General features: G+C 62.4%; 20 protein-coding genes, 1 tRNA gene and 1 pseudogene. 17 read left to right on the top strand and 5 right to left on the bottom strand.

Annotated features, from left to right (window positions below; all coding sequences use genetic code 11):
- Window positions 1–7 precede the first annotated feature (7 nt).
- The 5 genes from N7E70_RS14890 (at window position 8) to N7E70_RS14870 (ending at window position 4,711) form a co-directional block, all read left to right on the top strand.
- A complete protein-coding gene (locus N7E70_RS14890) occupies window positions 8–691 on the top strand; it encodes a phosphoglycolate phosphatase (protein ID WP_154383971.1) in 684 nt (227 codons plus the stop codon).
- 67 nt (window positions 692–758) lie between these two features.
- Window positions 759–833, top strand: a tRNA-Val gene (locus N7E70_RS14885).
- A 1,126-nt stretch (window positions 834–1,959) separates the two neighbouring features.
- The gene (locus tag N7E70_RS14880) at window positions 1,960–3,417 is read left to right on the top strand and encodes a sulfatase-like hydrolase/transferase (protein WP_263006792.1); all 1,458 of its coding nucleotides are present in this window, start codon (window positions 1,960–1,962) and stop codon (window positions 3,415–3,417) included.
- Window positions 3,418–3,455: 38 nt separating this feature from the next.
- A complete protein-coding gene (locus N7E70_RS14875; protein WP_263006791.1) occupies window positions 3,456–3,854 on the top strand; it encodes a hypothetical protein in 399 nt (132 codons plus the stop codon).
- Window positions 3,851–4,711, top strand: coding sequence for a glycosyltransferase family 25 protein (locus N7E70_RS14870; RefSeq protein ID WP_263006790.1), 861 nt, complete (start codon window positions 3,851–3,853; stop codon window positions 4,709–4,711). Before N7E70_RS14875 ends, N7E70_RS14870 begins: the two co-directional genes overlap by 4 nt.
- 33 nt (window positions 4,712–4,744) lie before the next feature.
- Here N7E70_RS14870 and N7E70_RS14865 read toward each other — a convergent pair whose 3' ends face one another.
- Window positions 4,745–6,610, bottom strand: coding sequence for a L,D-transpeptidase family protein (locus tag N7E70_RS14865; protein WP_263006789.1), 1,866 nt, complete (start codon window positions 6,608–6,610; stop codon window positions 4,745–4,747).
- Window positions 6,611–6,886: 276 nt separating this feature from the next.
- On the opposite strand from N7E70_RS14865, the gene N7E70_RS14860 reads away from it, so the two are divergent.
- From N7E70_RS14860 to N7E70_RS14850, 3 genes are all read left to right on the top strand, one after another.
- Complete coding sequence (locus N7E70_RS14860) at window positions 6,887–7,282, top strand: rhodanese-like domain-containing protein (RefSeq protein WP_182573944.1); 396 nt, start codon at window positions 6,887–6,889, stop codon at window positions 7,280–7,282.
- A 70-nt stretch (window positions 7,283–7,352) separates the two neighbouring features.
- Window positions 7,353–8,156: a MerR family transcriptional regulator gene (locus tag N7E70_RS14855; protein ID WP_263006788.1), complete on the top strand. Its 804-nt coding sequence runs from the start codon at window positions 7,353–7,355 to the stop codon at window positions 8,154–8,156.
- 14 nt (window positions 8,157–8,170) lie between these two features.
- A complete protein-coding gene (locus N7E70_RS14850; RefSeq protein WP_263006787.1) occupies window positions 8,171–9,100 on the top strand; it encodes a hypothetical protein in 930 nt (309 codons plus the stop codon).
- 32 nt (window positions 9,101–9,132) lie between these two features.
- Here the strand turns inward: N7E70_RS14850 and N7E70_RS14845 are convergent, their stop codons facing one another.
- Window positions 9,133–10,038: an alpha/beta hydrolase gene (locus N7E70_RS14845; protein ID WP_067961269.1), complete on the bottom strand. Its 906-nt coding sequence runs from the start codon at window positions 10,036–10,038 to the stop codon at window positions 9,133–9,135.
- Window positions 10,039–10,086: 48 nt separating this feature from the next.
- On the opposite strand from N7E70_RS14845, the gene N7E70_RS14840 reads away from it, so the two are divergent.
- Window positions 10,087–10,536, top strand: coding sequence for a MarR family winged helix-turn-helix transcriptional regulator (locus N7E70_RS14840; RefSeq protein WP_067961264.1), 450 nt, complete (start codon window positions 10,087–10,089; stop codon window positions 10,534–10,536).
- A 4-nt stretch (window positions 10,537–10,540) separates the two neighbouring features.
- Here the strand turns inward: N7E70_RS14840 and N7E70_RS14835 are convergent, their stop codons facing one another.
- The 3 genes from N7E70_RS14835 to N7E70_RS14825 form a co-directional block, all read right to left on the bottom strand.
- Window positions 10,541–11,425, bottom strand: a complete 885-nt coding sequence (locus N7E70_RS14835) for a sulfite oxidase heme-binding subunit YedZ (protein WP_263006786.1) — start codon at window positions 11,423–11,425, stop codon at window positions 10,541–10,543.
- 135 nt (window positions 11,426–11,560) lie between these two features.
- Window positions 11,561–12,172 (bottom strand): pyridoxamine 5'-phosphate oxidase family protein, encoded by a 612-nt coding sequence (locus tag N7E70_RS14830; protein ID WP_067966405.1) that lies wholly within the window; start codon window positions 12,170–12,172, stop codon window positions 11,561–11,563.
- Between the two features lie 82 nt (window positions 12,173–12,254).
- Window positions 12,255–12,608, bottom strand: coding sequence for a gamma-butyrobetaine hydroxylase-like domain-containing protein (locus N7E70_RS14825; RefSeq protein WP_067961257.1), 354 nt, complete (start codon window positions 12,606–12,608; stop codon window positions 12,255–12,257).
- A gap of 207 nt (window positions 12,609–12,815) precedes the next feature.
- On the opposite strand from N7E70_RS14825, the gene moaA reads away from it, so the two are divergent.
- From moaA to N7E70_RS14785, 8 genes and pseudogenes are all read left to right on the top strand, one after another.
- Complete coding sequence (moaA, locus tag N7E70_RS14820) at window positions 12,816–13,811, top strand: GTP 3',8-cyclase MoaA (protein WP_067961254.1); 996 nt, start codon at window positions 12,816–12,818, stop codon at window positions 13,809–13,811.
- Between the two features lie 95 nt (window positions 13,812–13,906).
- On the top strand, window positions 13,907–14,893 hold the full coding sequence (locus N7E70_RS14815; protein ID WP_263006785.1) for a hypothetical protein: 987 nt from the start codon (window positions 13,907–13,909) through the stop codon (window positions 14,891–14,893).
- Window positions 14,894–15,045 (top strand): annotated as a pseudogene (locus tag N7E70_RS14810) (GTP 3',8-cyclase MoaA); the annotation flags it as partial.
- A gap of 48 nt (window positions 15,046–15,093) precedes the next feature.
- Entirely contained in the window at window positions 15,094–15,564 is a 471-nt protein-coding gene (locus N7E70_RS14805; RefSeq protein ID WP_263006784.1) for a hypothetical protein, read from the top strand.
- A 92-nt stretch (window positions 15,565–15,656) separates the two neighbouring features.
- A complete protein-coding gene (locus N7E70_RS14800) occupies window positions 15,657–16,577 on the top strand; it encodes a DMT family transporter (RefSeq protein ID WP_263006783.1) in 921 nt (306 codons plus the stop codon).
- A gap of 2 nt (window positions 16,578–16,579) precedes the next feature.
- Window positions 16,580–17,203, top strand: coding sequence for a molybdenum cofactor guanylyltransferase MobA (mobA, locus tag N7E70_RS14795; RefSeq protein ID WP_263006782.1), 624 nt, complete (start codon window positions 16,580–16,582; stop codon window positions 17,201–17,203).
- Window positions 17,203–17,715: a molybdopterin-guanine dinucleotide biosynthesis protein B gene (mobB, locus tag N7E70_RS14790; protein WP_067961242.1), complete on the top strand. Its 513-nt coding sequence runs from the start codon at window positions 17,203–17,205 to the stop codon at window positions 17,713–17,715. Before mobA ends, mobB begins: the two co-directional genes overlap by 1 nt.
- Window positions 17,716–17,875: 160 nt before the next feature.
- The gene (locus N7E70_RS14785; protein ID WP_182573939.1) at window positions 17,876–18,652 is read left to right on the top strand and encodes an ABC transporter substrate-binding protein; all 777 of its coding nucleotides are present in this window, start codon (window positions 17,876–17,878) and stop codon (window positions 18,650–18,652) included.
- Window positions 18,653–18,763: the final 111 nt, after the last annotated feature.

Genomic DNA, 18,763 nt, shown 5'->3' with positions numbered 1-18,763 from the left:
CGGAGCCATGTCCAAGCCGATCATCGTTTTCGACCTCGACGGGACGCTCGTCGACACCGCCCCCGACCTTTTGGACAGCCTGAATCACACGCTCGTCGCCGGCGGCCTCGCCGAAGTCGACGACCGGGCGTTCCGCCGCTTCGTCGGCCAGGGCGGCCGCATCATGATCGAGCGCGCCTACAACGCCCAGCAAAAGCAGCTGGCCAGCGTGGAGCACGACCGCCTGCACGACATCTTCCTCGATCACTACACGGTCAATATTCCGGGTCGCTCGCTGCCTTATCCCGGCGCGGTCGCCGCGATGGACCGCTTCACTGATGCCGGCTACCTGCTCGCCGTCTGCACGAACAAGTACGAAAACCTCGCCAAGGGGCTCATCCAGGCGCTCGGCCTGTCCGATCGTTTCGCCGCCATCACCGGCCCGGAAACCTTCGGCATCCGCAAGCCCGATCCGCGGCACCTTACCGAAACCATCGCCAAGGCCGGCGGCGACGCGTCCCGCGCCGTCATGGTCGGCGATTCGGTCACCGACATCGACACGGCAAAGGCCGCCGGCATTCCTGTGGTTGCCGTCGATTTCGGCTACACCGACCGTCATGTCAGCGAATATGAGCCGTCGGTGGTCATCTCGCACTACGACGAACTGACGCTTGGCATGGCCCAGAAGCTGATAGAGGCGGCAAGTCGCTAAAGCCGCCTTGACACCACTCCCACCCCTCCCCTATATCGCCGTCACGTTCGGCTCTCGGGCCTCGGACGGGCGATTAGCTCAGCGGGAGAGCACACCCTTCACACGGGTGGGGTCATAGGTTCAATCCCTATATCGCCCACCATTACCTTGGCCCCTCCGCAGCCGTCTACAAGCAATACGCACAGTCATGCCAAACGATGCCGGAACGTGTACGGTTCTGGCATCGAATTGATATGGCCCGTTCTCCTTCCGCAGATCTGTCGACGCGCAAGGAGATGTCATGAGCGAAGATTGGGAAGTGTGACCCGAGCCGCTGGCTGCAAACGTGCTGTTGGCCGAGGGCCATACGATCATCTGGCGACCGAAGGTCAAGCTTCCCTGGCGATTGCCAGCACGGCCGTCCCGCGTGTTGATCGAACATGATGTGTTCTGGCCGGCTGCAAGTGCGAGAGGGACCGCACGCGGTTACACTTACCACGTGAAGGCGGTCGATGATCAGGCGGACGATCCAGTTGAGCGTGCCGTCGAGCCTAGCCGCCGCCGCGCCTGGCGGACTGGGAGCCTGAACCAAGCTGGCGCTATGGAAAAACCGGCCCCTCTGGTTCGGGCTCAGTCGGCGTCACAGGCTTTTCCCTGACCTGCCTCTCCGGCCGATCGCTGCCTTCAGCTGGCTTTGCCGCACGCCCGCAGTTATCGCTCTTTCGATAGGTGGCAGCGCCACCCGTTTCGGTTTCGCACCGCCGCCTATCGGTCTGGCAGGCCGTCAACAGCATAAGTGACGCAAGGACGAGAATAATCTTCAGTACAGAAGACATGCATTCCTCCAGACACACAGCGAACCCTTGCCGGCACCTTAGGTACAGCAGATTACCACAAGATTATATTGTCACATAATTTTCAAATAACATCACGTAATACGCATAAGAATATTTTCCACTACATCTTTACTCCAAGTCAGAACGCCAAATCACAGTTCGATATCCGAATACATAACCGAACAACGGCAATGCCGCTCTCCCTTACACGTCCCGGATCACTGGCGACGAACACTACGCTACCTGCCCCGATCAGGAGACAAACGCAGTCTCCGGCAAGATGGGACCAGAATTCGTCGTTTCGCCGTTACGATACTCGTGTCATTTGCCGTGCGACGGTAACCAATTCAACTACCTGGACTAAACATCGAGACCGGCCAATACATTGCCACGCGCGACTCGAATAACCTGAGAGACTCTGTTTTTTGATGTGATTTTCCAGACGACCTGCAGATGAAATTTACAGATATTCTTTTGAAGCGAAGCTACGAGTTCTATTTCGTGGTTATCTACGTTTTGTATCTCGCCCTCCTGCTGATTGCCCTGCGAGAGCGGAATCCGGCATTCACCGTCGACGTCACCACAATCTTGCTGCCGGCGATCGAGCTCGCGTTCTTTTGCGTGCTGGGACTTGTTGCCTGGCATGCCCAGCGCAGCGGCTGGGTGGCCTTGCCGGCGTTGTTCGTCTCTCTCGCCGTGCCCCTGCTGGTGATGCTGATCTATCTGGTGCAGGGATTTTCCGCCTATCTGTCGGGGCACTACATCTCCGTTCTGGCGTTGGAAAACCACACTGACGGCAGCCAGTATGCGGCAAAGCCCCTGTTCTTCGTCATCGCAGCCCTTGGCTTCGGAAGCTGGATCTGCCTTTCGTTGTTCGCCCTCAAGGCGCGCAAGCAAGCGGCGCTCCACCGGCCCGGAAAGAGCTTCGTTTTCGCCGCGACACTTGCCTGCCTGCTCTTTGCCGGCATGTTCGACAGCTCTTCCTTCGCCGAAAGAACCCTCGATCTCCGTCCGGATATGGCTCCGGCCACATCTCTTGCCCGCAAATTTCGCGATCTGCGCAGGGCCCGCAACAACCTCTCTGACATGGCCGACACGCTGGATCGGCAAGGCATCAGCCTGCCGATCAACGAGCACTACCCTCTGTTGCGGGATCAGGCCTATTCCAGCCCTTTGTCGTTTGGCGCCGCACAATCGGCGTCAGACAGGCCCAACATTATCGTGGTCTTTGCCGAAGGGTTGTCTGCCCGCTTTCTGGGAACCTATGGCGGCAAGCATCAGGGATTGATGCCCAACATCGACCGCTTTGCCGCGCGTTCAATGACTGTCTACAACTACTTCAGCCACACTGCGGCAACCTATCGAGGAATCCAGGGACAGCTGGTTTCCGGATATCCGAGGAATGGCGGCGCCGAAAGCGGCGGCTGGGAAGCCGAAGGGGAAAACAACACAGCGCTGCTCACCAGCATCAACTACCGGACGATACCAGACATCCTGCTGGACCGAGGCTACAAGACGGCATTTCTGTCCTCCAGCCCGCAGGGCGCCAGTTTCAACGCCATGCTGCGATCGCTCGGCTTTGACACCGTCTACGCCGTGGAGACGCTCCCTGAACTTTTGGGTGGCAGACCCGTAGTACTCAGTTCCGGCACGTCTGACGCAGCCGACGCGGAGGTATTTTCGGGCCTGAAAGGCTTCCTGGAGAAACAAGCCTTAAGCGGCAACAAGCAGCCGTTCTTCGTTGCGACCTACAATGTCGGCACCCATGCGTTCCTGGATTCCGACAGCGCCGGCGTGACCTATGGCAGCGGTGATAACCCCGCGCTGAACAGGATGCACAACTTCGATGCGCAGCTTGGAAAATTCCTGATTACTTTCAGAGCTCGAGCTTTTCCGACAATACGATCCTGATCATCACTGCCGATCATGCGACCTATCCTGAACCCGCGGTGGTAAAGGCCCTGCAGGGGGACGACTACCAAGCCTATTTCGTCGACCGCATCCCTTTGATCATTCATCACAGCGGATTGGCTCTGCCGTCGACCTTCGACGCCGACTATCGCACGTCGGTCGACTTCGCCCCCACGCTGCTGCACTTGCTTTCGTTGCAGGACGCCAGGAACGCCTTCATGGGATTTTCGATTTTTGAGCAAGCGCCCGCGCACCATGTGCCGTTGGCCGCGATGGGAGAGGAATATTTTTACATCGGCCCGCATGGGATTTCGAAGGCGACAGGGACGGCAGATGAGGATGCGAAGCACTTGGCCTATCAAAACTACGTCCGGATGTATTACTGGCTCGAAAGCCAGAACCGGGTGTTCCCGCCTGAAGAAACTGCATCGAATTGACCGGCACCGACCGTTCTGCGATCAGCAGGCGAGCGGGAAAATATCCGATGCGGTGCTTCGTCATCAACCTTGATCGGGAGACTGGACGGCTGGCCTGGATGACCACGGCCTTCCGCCGGATGGGCCTGGGCTTCGAGCGCTTCAGCGCCATCGACAAAACCGCACTTGATGACGACATCATCAACCGGCTGGTCCTGCGCAATCATCACAATTGGTCGCCGGGCGAGGTTGCCTGCTTCATGAGCCATATCGCTGTGTGGCGACGGATTGCCGAAGGCAGCGACAGACATGCGGTCGTGCTCGAAGACGATGTCTATTTCAGCCGGGATGCCGCCGATTTTCTGAGCGACGACGCGTGGATTCCTGCAGGCGTCGACCTGATCAAGCTCGAAACGACGCTGAATCCCGTGTTGGTCGGCCGGCGCGGCGGCAAGATCAAGACACACCGCCTGCTGCCGCTGTACAGCTTCCACAACGGCGCTGCCGCCTATGCCATCTCCAGGCGCCTGGCCGCGCAATTGGTGACGCAGGCCAGCAGGATCGACCGCCCGGTGGACGATTTTCTCTTCGACATGACCAGGCACGAGACGCCCTGCTGGCAATTGTCGCCCGCCATCAGCATCCAGGAAATGTTCCTGCCCGACCAGGCGATCACGCTGCCGAGCGACCTCGAGCCGGAACGGTTGGCGTCACCGCGTATGCCCCGACCGAAAGTGCGGCTGACGCGATCCGAAAAGGCAATCCGCGAAATCCGGCGGCTGTTGTGGAGGATCCTGCACTTTCCCCGCCGCGCCATCATTCCGATGGGCGCGCAGGACCGGCAATCCGGACGCCTGGCTGAACAGATGCTCGGCTGACCCGGACCTTGTCCTGAGCCTGCATGCAGCAGATCAGATGCTCGGTGCCCTCGCCGCATCTGTACGAGCCATGGCGTCCTTGAGCCTGGCGTCGCGATCATAGACGTCGCCGAAATACTCGACCTTGCCGTCGAGATCAGGCCAGGCGGTGAAATAGGCGACGTACACCGGGATCTTGCGGGTCACTTTCTCGAAGGAATGGCCCTGCTTCAGCTTGGCCGCGATGTGATCTACGTCGGTGCCAAGCACTGCGGCGGCCATGCCGCGCGGATCGGCCAGGCGGATGCAGCCATGGCTGAAGGCCCGGTTGTCGCGGTCGAACAGCGCCTTTTGCGGGGTGTCGTGCATGTAGATGGCGTGCTTGTTGGGGAACAGAATCTTGAGCTCGCCCAGCGCATTGGCCTCGCTCGGCGCCTGGCGCACGCTGTAGGGCACCTTCGAGCCATACTGGCCCCAATTGATCGCCGACGACGGAATGCGCTGGCCGCGCGAATCGGTGACTTCGTAACCGGCGCGGTCGAGATAGCTGGGATCGTTGCGCAGGCGCGGCAGCATCTCGTTGACGATGATCGACTGCGGCACGCCCCAATACGGGTTGTAGTCGACCTGCTCGATTTCGTCCTGGAAGAAGCTGGTCTGGTTGCTGGTCTTGCCGATCACCGTCCGCATCTTGAGCTTTTCCGTGCCGCCGTCGATGTAGCTCGCGGTATAGGCCGGCTGGTTGATGAAGACGCGTGGGCTGCCGAGCTCGGACGGCAGCCAGCGCAGCTGTTCGAGCGCGACGACGACCTTGTCGAGGCGATCTGCCTTCGACGTGCCGGCAAGGGTTGCCACCGTGCGCGGGCCGACGACGCCGTCGGCCTTGAGCCCGGCACGCTTCTGCACCGCCTCGATGACCGGCACCAGTTCGGGTGTATAGATTTCGCTGCTGCCGAGCCTGGCCAGCGTTTCGCCGAATTCGCCACCCATCTCATCGTCGAGGTCGCGGGCGATGAGATGCAGCAGCTTGGGCAGCTCCGGGCTGGTCTCGCCGGGCTTCAGCAAAAGCTTGGCATCAACGACGATGTCGTTTTCCTCGCTCGCCTTGAGCGCCTCGAGTTCGACGCGCAACGCCTTGTATTCGGGATTCTGCGGATGGAATGCCTCAAGCAAGGCCCGCGCGTCATTCGACTGGCTGAGTCTCTTCAGCACGCCGGCCATGTCGAGCGGCTTGGCGGCGAAATCATAGTAGCCGGAGATGCGGTTCGGATCGATGCGGCCGCCTTGTGCATCATGCACGTAGCGCAACACGCGTGCCGACATCGCCATCTCGAAACGGATGAGCGTCTTCATCCGGCCGACGGTGTCGTCAAGCGCATAGGCTGCCGGGGGCACGGAGACCGCATAGTCGGCCGGCATCAGCCCGTGGCTGGCGGCGTCGCTCAACGTCCTGATCGCCTCTTCGGCGCGGCTGTTGGCGGTCTGGCCGGTGACCCAGATGAAATCGGGATTGGCCGTATAGTAGTCGAGCAGCCCTTTGGCGATCTCCTTTTCGGCAACAAGGTCGAAGGCATCGAGCCCGGCCAGCGCCTCGCGGAACGCCGTACCGGCAAGCGACGGCTCCAGCGACACCGACTGCGTGCCGGCGATCAGCTTGGCAAAGTCGACCGTCACCATCGCGTCGGTCTTGTAGGTATAATAGGACGGCGCGCTGATCTTGGCCGCCGCTACGGGTGCCCGCTTCTTCTGCACCGGAGCCGGCGGAAATTCGCCCTGCTGCTGGCGCGGGGCGCGGTTGCCACCACCGAACAGGATGTCGAAGAAGTTCTGAGCACCAGCCTGCGGCGCGCCAAGCGCCACTGTCGCAGCCAATGCAGCCAGCGGAAGCGAGATCGGCCTGCTCAGGAGAGAAAATTTCATAAAGACACCATCCCTGCCCGGAAGCTGCTCTGGAATCGCCATGCGCCGGTGGAAGAATTCCTGTCCACAAATGGCTGATGTAAGGCGCTGCTCTCTCGATTCATACCGATAACGTTAAGCTTTCATAAATTTCCCGGCAGCTGTTGCCGAACAGTTTCACATCATCGTGAGACAAGCCGGCAGGTGGCACAATTCATCGACGATGACAGCCTCGCCGCTTCATGCGATCACTTGGCCTTGCAAGCTGCATTTGGGCCGAATTGACGCGAGGGCAAGGTGAAGAAGGGCTACACGGAACTGCTCGACGAGGCCAATGCAGTGGTCGAGGTGGTGTCGCCCGAGGAAGCGGCAACCCTGCTCGACGACACCGAGACCATCTTCGTCGACCTGCGCGATCCGCGTGAGGTCGAGCGCGAAGGCAGGATTTCGGGCGCCCAGCATTGCCCGCGCGGCATGCTCGAATTCTGGATTGACCCCGACAGCCCCTATCACAAGCCGTTCTTTTCCAGCGGCAAGAACTTCGTCTTCTTCTGCGCCGGCGGCTGGCGCTCGGCGCTCGCCGCCAAGACCGCGCAGGAGATGGGGCTGGAGCCGGTCCGGCACATCCTTGGCGGGTTCACTGCGTGGCGCGCGGCGGGCCTGCCTGTAGAGCCAGGCAACAAGAAGGGCTGATCGGCGGGCGGCGACGACAGCAAATCGCGCGCTTGACCTCGCCCCTGGGGCCAGCCCTAGACACGGCGTTATGACCGATTCCTATCTCCTCGCCGGCCGTTTCGGGGCCGCCACGCGGCTGTCGCCAAAGGCATTGCGGCTCTATGCCGAGCAAGGCCTGCTGGTGCCGGTCCACGTCGATCCGCAGACCGGCTATCGCTATTATGCCTCCGCGCAGGCGCCACGGGCGCGCCTGATCTCGCGGCTGCGCCAGCTGGGGCTGCCGATCGCCCGCGTCACGCAGCTGCTGGAGCTCACACCGGAAGCACGCGTCGTAGAACTGCAAAGCTGGCTAAGCGCGCAGAACGACAGGCTTGCCGACCAGGCCGAACTCGTGCGCGCGCTTTCCCGGCAAGCCGAAGGCGGCGAACCGGCATTGATGGCGACGATCGGCCTGCGTGAGGTACCGGCCGCAAAGGTCGTGTCGCGACAGCGCCAGATCGGCGTCGAAGGGCTGGACGATTTCATCGCCGCAGCCGAAGCCGACATCCGGACGCATTTGCGCGCCTCGGGATCGGCTTGCGACGGATTGATGAGCGTGCATTTTCACGACCTTGTCAGCCGCGACAGTGAAGGTCTCGTCGAGGTCGCCATCGCCTGCGCGGGAAAGCTCGAGCCGGCAGGCGACCTGCTCATCAGGCTGCAGCCAGCGCGGCGCGAGGTCTATCTGCCGGTTCCCAAGGCCTATGAGAATTTTCCCCGCGTCATGCACGTGTACGACGCCCTTGAAGCGTGGCTCGACGCGCGGAGCGATCTGAGTTGCGCTGGCAGCCCTTGCGAAACCTATCCCGGAACCCAAGGCGCCCGTTTCGACGTCGCCTATCCCCTCATCTGACAAGAGGTCCAGACATGACGCACTTTGCCTACACGGGCTCGGGCCCGTATTGCTATGCCAATTCCTTCGCCATGATGTTCGGCGCCGATGGACCGTCGACCGCCGTCATCGAGGTGGCCATTGGCGGCCCGTTCGGCATGCAGTTGATCGGCGGCACGTTGCCCTTCTTCGACCCCTATGGCTGGGACCCGGAGAAAGGTTTCGAAGTCGCGCTTTCAGCGCTCGGCTGGACATCTGATGTCACGCAAGGGGGCGAAGCCGAAGAGGCCCTGGCGCGCCTCAAGGCGGCATTGGCCGCCGGCCCGGTCTGGATCGGTCCCGTCGAGATGGGGCATCTCAGGCATCAGCCACGCATGCGCGGCCCGATTGAGGCCGATCATTACGTCGTGGCGCTCGAAGTCGACGACGAGAGCATTCTGATGCACGATCCGCAGGGCTATCCCTATGCCCGCCTGCCCCTCGCCGACTTCATGGCCGCCTGGAGCGCAAAAACGCTGATCTACGGCACGCCCTATACGATGCGCACCGCCTTCAGGCGGACCGCCGACGTCGCCGAAGTGGACATAATCAGGGCGTCGATCCCTTCGGCGATCCGCTGGCTGTCGATGGCGGGTGAGCACGACATGCCGGCGGGAAGCTCGGGCAATGCCGCCGCCGCCGAAGCGCTGGCGCGGCTGATCGAGCGTGGTTGCGGCGACGACCTTCGTGGCCACATGATCCATTTCGCCGTCCAGGCAGGCGCTCGCCGCGCGACAGACGCCGCGACCTGCCTGGAACGCGCGGGATATGTCGAGGCGGCTCGGATTGCGGGACGACAGGCCCGGCTCATCGGCGCGCTGCAATACCCCCTGGTCGCCGGCAAGGATGGCGAAGCGGCGGCATCGCTTCGCGAACTGGCGCCGACCTACGACATGCTGAGGGCCGCGCTGGAGGGCCAGGGCTGAGCCCTGGCGATCCGCATGGCGCCAACGACTGCCTAGTGGACCGTGTCGAGTTCGCGCGCTGCCTGGAGAAAGCCAACCGCCTCGGCCACGACCTTGGCGCTCGACAGGATGCGGCGGTGACCGAGACCGTCGGCCCAGAACAGCCTGACATGGCCGCCGGCGCCGGCCATGGCGCGCGCTTCGTTGGCCGACACTTCCCTGTCGTCAGGGGCGTGGATCACAAGCGTCGGGGTGGCCAGGCGCATCAGCAGCCTGGAACCGACGAACTGGCCGATTGGGGTGCCGGTCACACGCTGCACCTGCCCCGAGATCGCGCGCTGCGTCCTGGGGCCGAGATTCAGATAGCGGCCGAAATCGTCGAACAGCCTGGGCATCGAATCGGGCGCGGCCACCAGCACGAGCCGCTTGGCTCCAAGCGGCTCGAACCCCTTGACGGTTCCGGCAGCAGCGTTGACGGCAACCGCGCCGCCGAAGGAATGGCCGACGATCGCCTCGAACGGCCCGAACCATTGGCCGGCAAGGGTTGCCGCTTCGACGGCCTTGGCCATGTCGAGCGCGCGTCCAAGCGAGCCACCATGCCCCGGCAGGTCGAGCGAGATCACGCGCATGCCGGCATCCCTGTAGCCTTCGATCAGCGCTTGCATGTATTCGGTGCGCGAACGCCAGCCATGGATGACGAGCACTGTTCCCCTGCTTGCTCCCTCAGGGCGAAACTCGTGCATCGCCACACAGCTTTTCTGCGTCTTGATTCGATGGTGACGGGCCTCCGCCATGAAGCCCGAAGCATTGCCGATGGCGCGCCTTTCGCCCGATGTCAGCGAGCGCTGGCTCGGCGTTCGTCGAAAAAGCTCGAATGCGGCGCGACCGGCGAGACGTGGCGAAACCAGTTCGGCCGCACCGAACAGCCGCCGGATGACCTTGAGCCCGATTGATGCCATAGTGTTCGTCCATCCATAAGTTCAATCATGAACAATAATAGTTCAATCATGAACAATAGACAAGATTTGCCGTGGGACAACCCGCGGTTCCGCAACTGGGTCGCCGTGGCCAAGGCGTGCCACTCGATGGAGCGTGCCCTGGCGAGCGCGCTGCAGCCGCACGATCTGAAGCCGGCGCAGCTCGATGTCCTTATGAATCTCTATCGCCATCCCGGCATTTCGCAGCACGATCTGGCCCGCAAGCTGCTTGTCGGTCGCTCGAACATCACCATGCTGCTGCCGCAGCTGGAAAAGCGCGCGCTGGTCAAGCGAGAGGGCGATGCCAAGGACCGCCGGGTGATGCGACTGACGCTGACCGAAGACGGCGCCGCACTGCTGATGCGGGCGCTGAAAGCCTATGGCGCCTTGATCGAAAAGGCGATGAGCGCATCGACGCCCGAACAATGCGACCTGATCGGCGCGCACATGCTGCGCGTTGCAGACGCACTGAAGGAATAGCCGCTCAGGCGGCAGCCCTTGCAGCCCGCCTGCCCCGCGGCGCCTCCGCCCTTCCCATCGATCTGACGAAACCGAGCACCGCTGCGGCAAGGCCCGTCGCCAGCACCCACCAGCCCGGCCGGATCGTGTAGGAAAACTGCAGGTTGGCCCACAGCACGCGGGCGGGCGGCACGCCGGTCGCCAGCCCGTACCAGGCCGCCTCGACAATCACCGTCGACATCGCAGCGACGACCGCAATCGCGACAAGCACCAGCGGCGACGTCAGGCTGAGCCCGCGCCAATGCGCCAGACGGTAGAACATCAGAAGCACGAACAAGCCGGCCAACAGCGTCGGCTCGTAGACGTCGGCCTTGGACTGCATGAAAAAATGCAATGCCGCAAGTATGCCGATGGCGTAGACGATCTTGTGCAGCCGGTTCCAGTTGCGCCCAAGCTTCCTGATAGCCGCGTCCGTCGACGTCGCCCCGAGGGCAACAAGCCCCAGCAGTGCAACGAAGCCGATGGTGAGATAGATTCGAAGCGCGATCTCGCTGACGACACGGAAAACATCCCAATTCTGGTCGAAGAAATAGAGCACGAGATGACCGATGGCGTAGGCAAGCGCGGCAATGCCGAGCATGCGACGGATGAGGATCAGCTTCGGCCATTGGCCGATGCGGCGCAGCGGCGTCACTGCCAGCGACATCAACAGGAAGCGGATCGCCCAATCGCCGGTTTCATGGATGGCGGCGGTGAAGGGCCGTGGCCCGAGCAGCGTGCCGGCGCCGGCGCCTTGCGGAAAGCCTTTCACCGCGTAGTAGCCAAGCAGCAATGCCGGCACCAACGTTCCGGCAAAGGCCAAAGCCTTGAGCGGCGAGAGTTTACCAGTGCGGTCAGTCCAGGGCGTCATTCCATCCAGCTCCAGCAGTTTTGCTGGTATACGTCGATAACGCCCGCTGAGTTACACCAACGCAATCACTTTGTTTTGAGCCCGGTTGCCGCGCTGACGGCCCAAAACGCGGCCTCGGGCCGCCCGTTCAACGATCTACCACATCGACTTCCTGGCGCGCTCCGGCCATTCACGATCATAGGTTTCGCCATCGATGCCGGCGCGACTGGTGATCGCAAGGATCTGTCCCGGCGTTGGCAGCGTCTTCGGATCGACATGACGCTCGGGGTTCCACAGTTCCGACCGCACGATCGCGCGCGCACACTGGAAATAGACGGCATCGACGTCGACCACCGTCACCGAACGCGCCGGCTTGCCTTCGACTGCGAAGGACGCACACAGCTCCGCATCGACGCTGATATGGGCACGACCATTGACGCGCAGCGTCGTGCCGGAACCCGGCACCAGAAACAGCAGCGCGACGCGCGGATCGCGGATGATGTTCCTCAGCGAGTCGGCGCGGTTGTTGCCGCGGCGGTCCGGCATCATCAGAGTGCGTGGATCGTGGATGCGGACGAAGCCGGCGAGATCGCCGCGCGGCGAACAGTCGAGCCCTTCCGGCCCGCTGGTCGCCAGCGAGACGAAGGGCGAGGCCTCGATGAACGCGGCGTATTCAGGGATGACATGGTCGAGTTCCTTGACCAGCGAGGTTTCGCCTGGAACGCCGTAGAGCGCCTCAAGCTGTTCGACCGTTGATATGACCGACATCATGTCCCCTTCCTGCTTGGATGCTGATGCGCTTAGCCGGCCAATGTGAACTGCCCAAGACAACGTGAACGGCCAAAGACAATCAGCGGTCGCGGCTCAATCCTTTTTGCGCCAGCTCGTCGAGATATTCCTGCCAGCGCTTGTCCTTGTCGTGTCCGAGCGTATGCAGATAGTTCCAGGTGAAGATGCCGGTGTCGTGGAAATCGTCGAAGGTGATGCGTACGGCATAATTGCCGACCGGCTCGACCTTGAGGATGGCGACCTCCTTCTTGCCAGGCACCGTCACCCGCTGCTCAGGCGAATGGCCCTGCACCTCGGCGGAGGGCGAAAGCACGCGCAGCAGTTCGGCCGAAAGCTCGAACGGGCGATGGTCCGGGAACGTCACCGTCAACAGCTTGCGGTCCTTGGAGACCCTCAATTCCTTCGGTGCCGTCATGATCCGTCCTGCCGTTATGAGATGCCATTCACTACTGCGCTTCGGACGTCGCGGAAAGCGCTAAGACAGCGCCGGGACGGCAAACCAAGGAGAGTCACTCCGGGGCAACAAACTTTCATCTTGATTGACATGCACAAGCGTACAACATAGCCGTAATATGACAGTGCTGGCCAAGGCACCACGAAACGGGAAACGGAAGCGCAGACCATGGATATGATCGATCCTTTCGGTCGCTCGATCAGTTATCTGCGCGTGTCGGTTACCGACCGCTGCGACTTCCGTTGCACTTATTGCATGGCCGAAGACATGGCCTTCCTGCCCAAGAAGGACCTGTTGTCGCTCGAGGAGCTCGACCGGCTTTGCACCGTCTTCGTCGAAAAGGGCGTCAAGAAGCTGCGCCTGACCGGCGGCGAACCTTTGGTGCGCAAGAACGTCATGCACCTCATTCGCCAGCTCTCGCGCCATCTCGATAGCGGCGCACTGGAAGAGCTGACGCTGACCACCAATGGCTCACAGCTGTCGCGCTTCGCTGCCGAACTGGCCGATTGCGGCGTCAAGCGCATCAACGTCTCGCTCGACACGCTCGATCCCGACAAGTTCCACGCCATCACGCGCTGGGGCCATCTCGCCAAGGTGATGGAAGGCATTGATGCCGCCCAGGCGGCCGGCCTGCACATCAAGATCAACGCGGTTGCCCTCAAGGGTTTCAACGATACCGAAATCCCTGAAATCCTGCGCTGGGCCAATGGCCGTGGCATGGACCTGACGGTCATAGAGACGATGCCGATGGGCGAGATCGATGCCGACCGCACCGACCAGTATCTGCCGCTGTCGCTGCTGAGGGCCAATCTCGAGCGGCAATTCACCTTGACCGACATCCCGTTCAAGACAGGCGGACCGGCGCGTTACGTCGATGTCGCTGAAACCGGCGGAAAGCTGGGCTTCATCACGCCGATGACGCATAATTTCTGCGAGAGCTGCAATCGCGTGCGCCTGACCTGCACCGGCACGCTCTATATGTGCCTCGGCCAGGAGGACGCGGCCGACCTCAGGGCGCCGCTGCGCGCCTCCGAAGGCAACGAACTCTTGTCCAATGCCATCGACGAGGCGATCGGACGCAAGCCGAAGGGCCACGATTTCATCATCGACCGCCGCACCAATCGGCCGTCCGTCTCCCGCCACATGAGCGTGACAGGCGGCTGAGCGATATCGACCTTCGCCACCCGACAACGTCCTCGTGAGGCCATGAGCATGCTTACCGGCTCGCCGCGACGTTCTCCGCCCCGACCTTGTCCGCAATGACGCTGACGAAGCGTGTCGCCCGCAAGCTGCAAACGCTGTGGCGCCATGTGTTTCCGCGCGCGCAGGCGTTCTGCGTCGAAACCGTCGGACGTGCGCGGCTTGCATACGATCCGCAGTATCCGGCGTTCGTGCGGGAATACTATTTGTACTGTGTCGCATTGTTCCGCGAAACGCTGGCCGTGCGCGACGCGCCGGTCAATCTCCTGTTCGGCGACTCCGAGGTCGACTGCGGCAATGCGAACCGCACGCGGCGCATCGATGTCCAGTGGGAACACACGCTGGTCATGCCGGGCGGGCGCGACAGCGACGGCGCGCCGACCGGTGCCGTGCCATTGCCGGACGGCCAAGGGCACTATCTCGCGCGCGTGGTGAACCGCGCGGTGGTCGAATCGGCCGACGTGATCATCGACTACAGCCAGCCGAATGTCGAAAACCTGCGTCGCGCCGGCGGCTTCGATGCGTATCTGGCCAAGACGATCGTGCTCGCGCCGCTGCTGTATGACACCGACGTCACCACAGGCACGCGGCGGCGCGACGCGATCACGCTGTTTGGCGACGTCGCGCAACCGCGCCGCGCGGCGTTTCTTGAAGCGGCCCACACGGCGCGCCTGTCGCTGGTCAATGTCAGCGGTGTCTACGCGGGCGCCGCGCTGTGCAGGCTCTACCGCGACACGCGCGTGCTCGTGAACGTGCATCAGACCGGCCAGCACCACACGTTTGAGGAATTGCGCGTATTGCCGGCGCTGCTGTGCGGTGTGGTCGTCGTCAGCGAAGACGTGCCGCTACGCGAGTCGATCGCGTATCACCCGTTCGTGGTGTGGGCGCGCTACGGCGAACTCGCCGACACGGTGCGCGCGGTGCTCGCCGACTACGCGGCCTATCGCGAACGGATCTTCGGCGACGGGCGATTCGAGGCGGTCGTCGAGCGAATGAGGCGGGACAATCGCGATGCGGTGAAGACCGCGCTGCAGCGGTTGTGGTAGCGTCGGGACGCGGCTGACCTCAGGGCGCCGCTGCGCGCCTCCGAAGGCAACGGGCTTTTGTCCAACGCCATTGACGAGGCGATCGGGCGCATCATCGACGCCGCACCAATCGCCCGTCCGTCTCGCGCCATATCAGTGTGACAGGCGGCTAAGTTGCAGCTATCGTCGCCACCCGACAACGTCCTCGTGAGGTAATGGGCATGGCTTACCGGTTCGCCAGGACGTTCTCCGCAATGGTGCTGGCGATGGTGCTGGCCGCGCCTGCACTTGCCAAGCCATTCATCTACACCAATGCCCGCTTCGGCACGTCGGTGACGTTTCCGCATGAAATCTTCGTCAGCAAGGCCGAACCGCCCGAGAACGGCGACGGCATGACATTCCTGGCGGCGGATGGGGCGAGCCTCGCGATCTACGGTTCCAACAACGCGCTCGAGCAGATGCCCAGGCAGCTTGCCGACATGAGTTCCGAGGGCGTGGAGGTCACCTACCGCAAGCTGGGCAAGGACTGGATCGTACTGTCGGGCCACGACGGCAACGACATATTCTACCACCGGCTCGAATTTGGCAGGGGCGGCGTCATTCATGCCTTCCTGCTCAAATACCCAGTGTCGTCCAAGGCCAAATACGACCCGCTGGTGAGCGCCATCGCCGAGAGCCTCAACGGCCCGTGAGGCCAATCGACATGTCTGGTCCATCCGATTGGCATTGCTGTTTCACGCACCGGTGCTAAAGCCGTAAGCAACAGCAGCAACGGAAAGCCGACGTGCCACTTTCCTCGAATGTTCGCGGCGCCACCTTCATGGTCGTCGCGATGGCAGCCTTTACCTTCAACGACACGTTGAGTAAGCTCGCCGCCCAGACGATCAATCCGGGCCAGCTGATGCTGGTTCGCGGGCTGTTCGCCACCACGCTGATCAGCCTTCTCGCCTGGCAGCAGGGTGCCTTGAAGGGCTACCGGAGCTACTGGCATCCGATGGTGTTCCTGCGCCTTGTCGGCGAGGTTGGCGGCACGGTTTGCTTCCTCGCCGCCCTGCCCCATCTACCGTTGGGCAATATCTCGGCCGTGCTGCAGGCGCTGCCCTTGGCGGTAACCATGGGGGCAGCCCTTTTCCTCGGCGAGGCCGTCGGCTGGCGCCGCTGGCTGGCCATCGCCTCCGGTTTCGGCGGCGTCCTGATCATCGTCCGGCCGGGGTTCGAAGGCTTCAACGCGTTTTCGCTGCTGGCCCTGCTTTCGGTCGCTTTCTGCGCCGTGCGCGATCTGGCAACGCGCAAAATCCCCGGGCACATCCCGTCGCTTTTCGTCTCGACCACCACCACTGTCATCATCACCGTCACCGGGGCGCTGACCATCGTGCCGTTCGGCGGCTGGGTGCCCGTGTCGGTCAATCTTGTCGCATTCCTTGCCGGCGCCGCGGTGCTGGTGCTTTTCGGCTACCAGTTCGTCATCATGGCGATGCGCGAAGGCGAAATTTCCTTCATCGCGCCGTTCCGCTACACCGCCCTGATCTGGGCGCTCTCGCTCAGCGTCTTCGTCTTCGGCGATATCCCCGACCTGGCCATGATCGCGGGTGCTGCCGTCATCGTTGCTTCCGGCCTCTATTCGCTCTATCGCGAACGCGTTGTCGGCAAGGGCCGGCCGGCAGCCGAAAGCACCAGTGCTTCGATGGCACCCGACGGGATCTAGGCATGGCAGAGCAGATTGCAGGGTTGATCCTCGCCGGCGGCCGATCCAGCCGGATGGGCGGCGCAGACAAGACGCTTCTGGCGCTTGCCGGCCGTCCCCTGACCGGCCTGGTGCTCGATCGCCTGCGCCCGCAGGTCGGTCGGATCGCCATCAACACCAATGCCGACCCAGCCGGTTTCGTCGGCTTCGGCGTCGACATCATCAGCGACACGATTGCAGGTTATCAGGGACCGCTGGCGGGAGTCCTGGCCGGCATGGCGTGGGCAGCAGTCGAGCCTGATATCACGCATATCCTCAGCGTTGCCGGCGACACGCCCTTCTTCCCCGAAGATCTCGGCAAGCGACTGGCCGCGCACGCGATCGCCGGACGCGTCGTTGCAGCCGCTTCGAACAGGCGCGTGCATCCGACATTTGCGCTGTGGCCGGTTTCGCTGCGCGAGACGCTTGCAGGGTTTCTGGAAAGCGGCGATACCCGCAGGGTGATGACTTTTCTTGAGCAGGCAGGCCTCGACGTGGTGGATTTTCCGGTGACGCAACGTGGTTCCGTTGAAGTCGACCCGTTCTTCAACATCAACACGCCCGACGACCTTGCCCAGGCTGCGCGTATCATCGACGAGGCCGACTGATGACGCATCGCGTTTTCGGCATCACCGGCTGGAAGAACTCCGGCAAGACGACTTTGACCGAACGCCTGGTGACGGAACTGGTCAGACGCGGCTGGAGGGTCTCGACCATCAAGCATGCCCACCACGATTTCGACATAGACAAGCCGGGCGCTGACAGCTTTCGCCATCGCGAGGCTGGGGCCACGGAAGTCGCCATCGTGTCGGGGCGGCGCTGGGCGTTGATGCACGAGCTGCGCAACGAAACCGAGCCCACGCTCGACGAGGTTCTCGAGAGAATCGCTCCTTGCGATCTGGTGCTGGTCGAAGGCTACAAGCGCGAGCACCATCTCAAGATCGAGGCACGCCGGCTCGCGGCCAAGGACCGCTCGCCATTGACATCGAACGACCCTTCGATCGTTGCCGTCGCCGCCGACCATCCGGTCGAAGGCGAACAGGTTCCGGTGTTCGGCATCGACGACATCACGGCGATCGCCGACTTCGTCGAAGCGCGGACAGGCCTCGCCGCGCAGTGACGCTGCGTCACCGCGCTTGCCCGATCGCCCGCTCGCAAATCCCCTTTTCGCGATTGATTTTTAACTGAAAACAGTGGGAGTATCGCGGCCAGCGGCGGAGTTCATCCGCTCAACGGCCGCCATGGACGGGAACCGGCCGAAGCGAACAGAGAGGAACATCATGGGTATTTCCAAGCGTATTGCCCTGGCTGCGACCGCGGCCCTGGCGCTCACCATCGGTATGGCGCAGGCGCAGGAAAAGACGATCAAGATCGCCACTGAAGGCGCATACCCTCCCTACAACAACCTGACATCAGACGGTAAGCTCGTTGGCTTCGACGTCGACATCGCCAACGCGCTCTGCGAGGAGATGAAGGTCAAGTGTGAGATCGTCGCCCAGGAATGGGACGGCATGATTCCCGCGCTCCAGGCCAGCAAGTTCGACGCCATCATCGCCCAGATGTCGATCACACCAGAGCGCAAGGAAAAGATCGACTTTTCCAAGAAGTACATCAACACGCCAGCCGTGATCGCCGCCGCCAAGGACACCGACATCAAGGGTGTGACCAAGGAAGACCTCGCCGGCAAGACCATCGGCGTCCAGGGCTCGACCATTCACTATAACTACGCCGAGAAGGTCTTCACCGACAGCACCGTCAAGTCTTATCCGACGGCTGACGAATACAAGCTCGACATGGCCAACGGCCGCCTCGACGCGGTCAGCGACGACGCCGTGACCTTGGGTGCCTGGCTGGAAACCGCAGACGGCGCTTGCTGCAAGATCGTCGGCACCATCCCGAACATGCCCGAGATCCACGGCGACGGCGCCGGCGTCGGCGTGCGCAAGGGTGACCCGCTCGCGGATCAGTTCTCGGCAGCCATCGACGCCATCCGCGCCAACGGAAAATACAAGGAAATCAACGACAAATACTTCAAGTTCGACGCTTACGGCAGCTGAGCCGTCAATGCTGTGAAAACTGCACAAGCGGCGGGACAAGTTCCCGCCGTTTGGCTAACATAAGCTCAACGACAAGCCGTCTACAAAGACGGCGGCACTCCCGCCAAGGGA

The sequence above is a fragment of the Aminobacter sp. NyZ550 genome (assembly GCF_025628925.2).
GTDB lineage: Bacteria > Pseudomonadota > Alphaproteobacteria > Rhizobiales > Rhizobiaceae > Aminobacter > Aminobacter ciceronei.
This window is presented reverse-complemented; position numbering and strand designations above follow the sequence as displayed.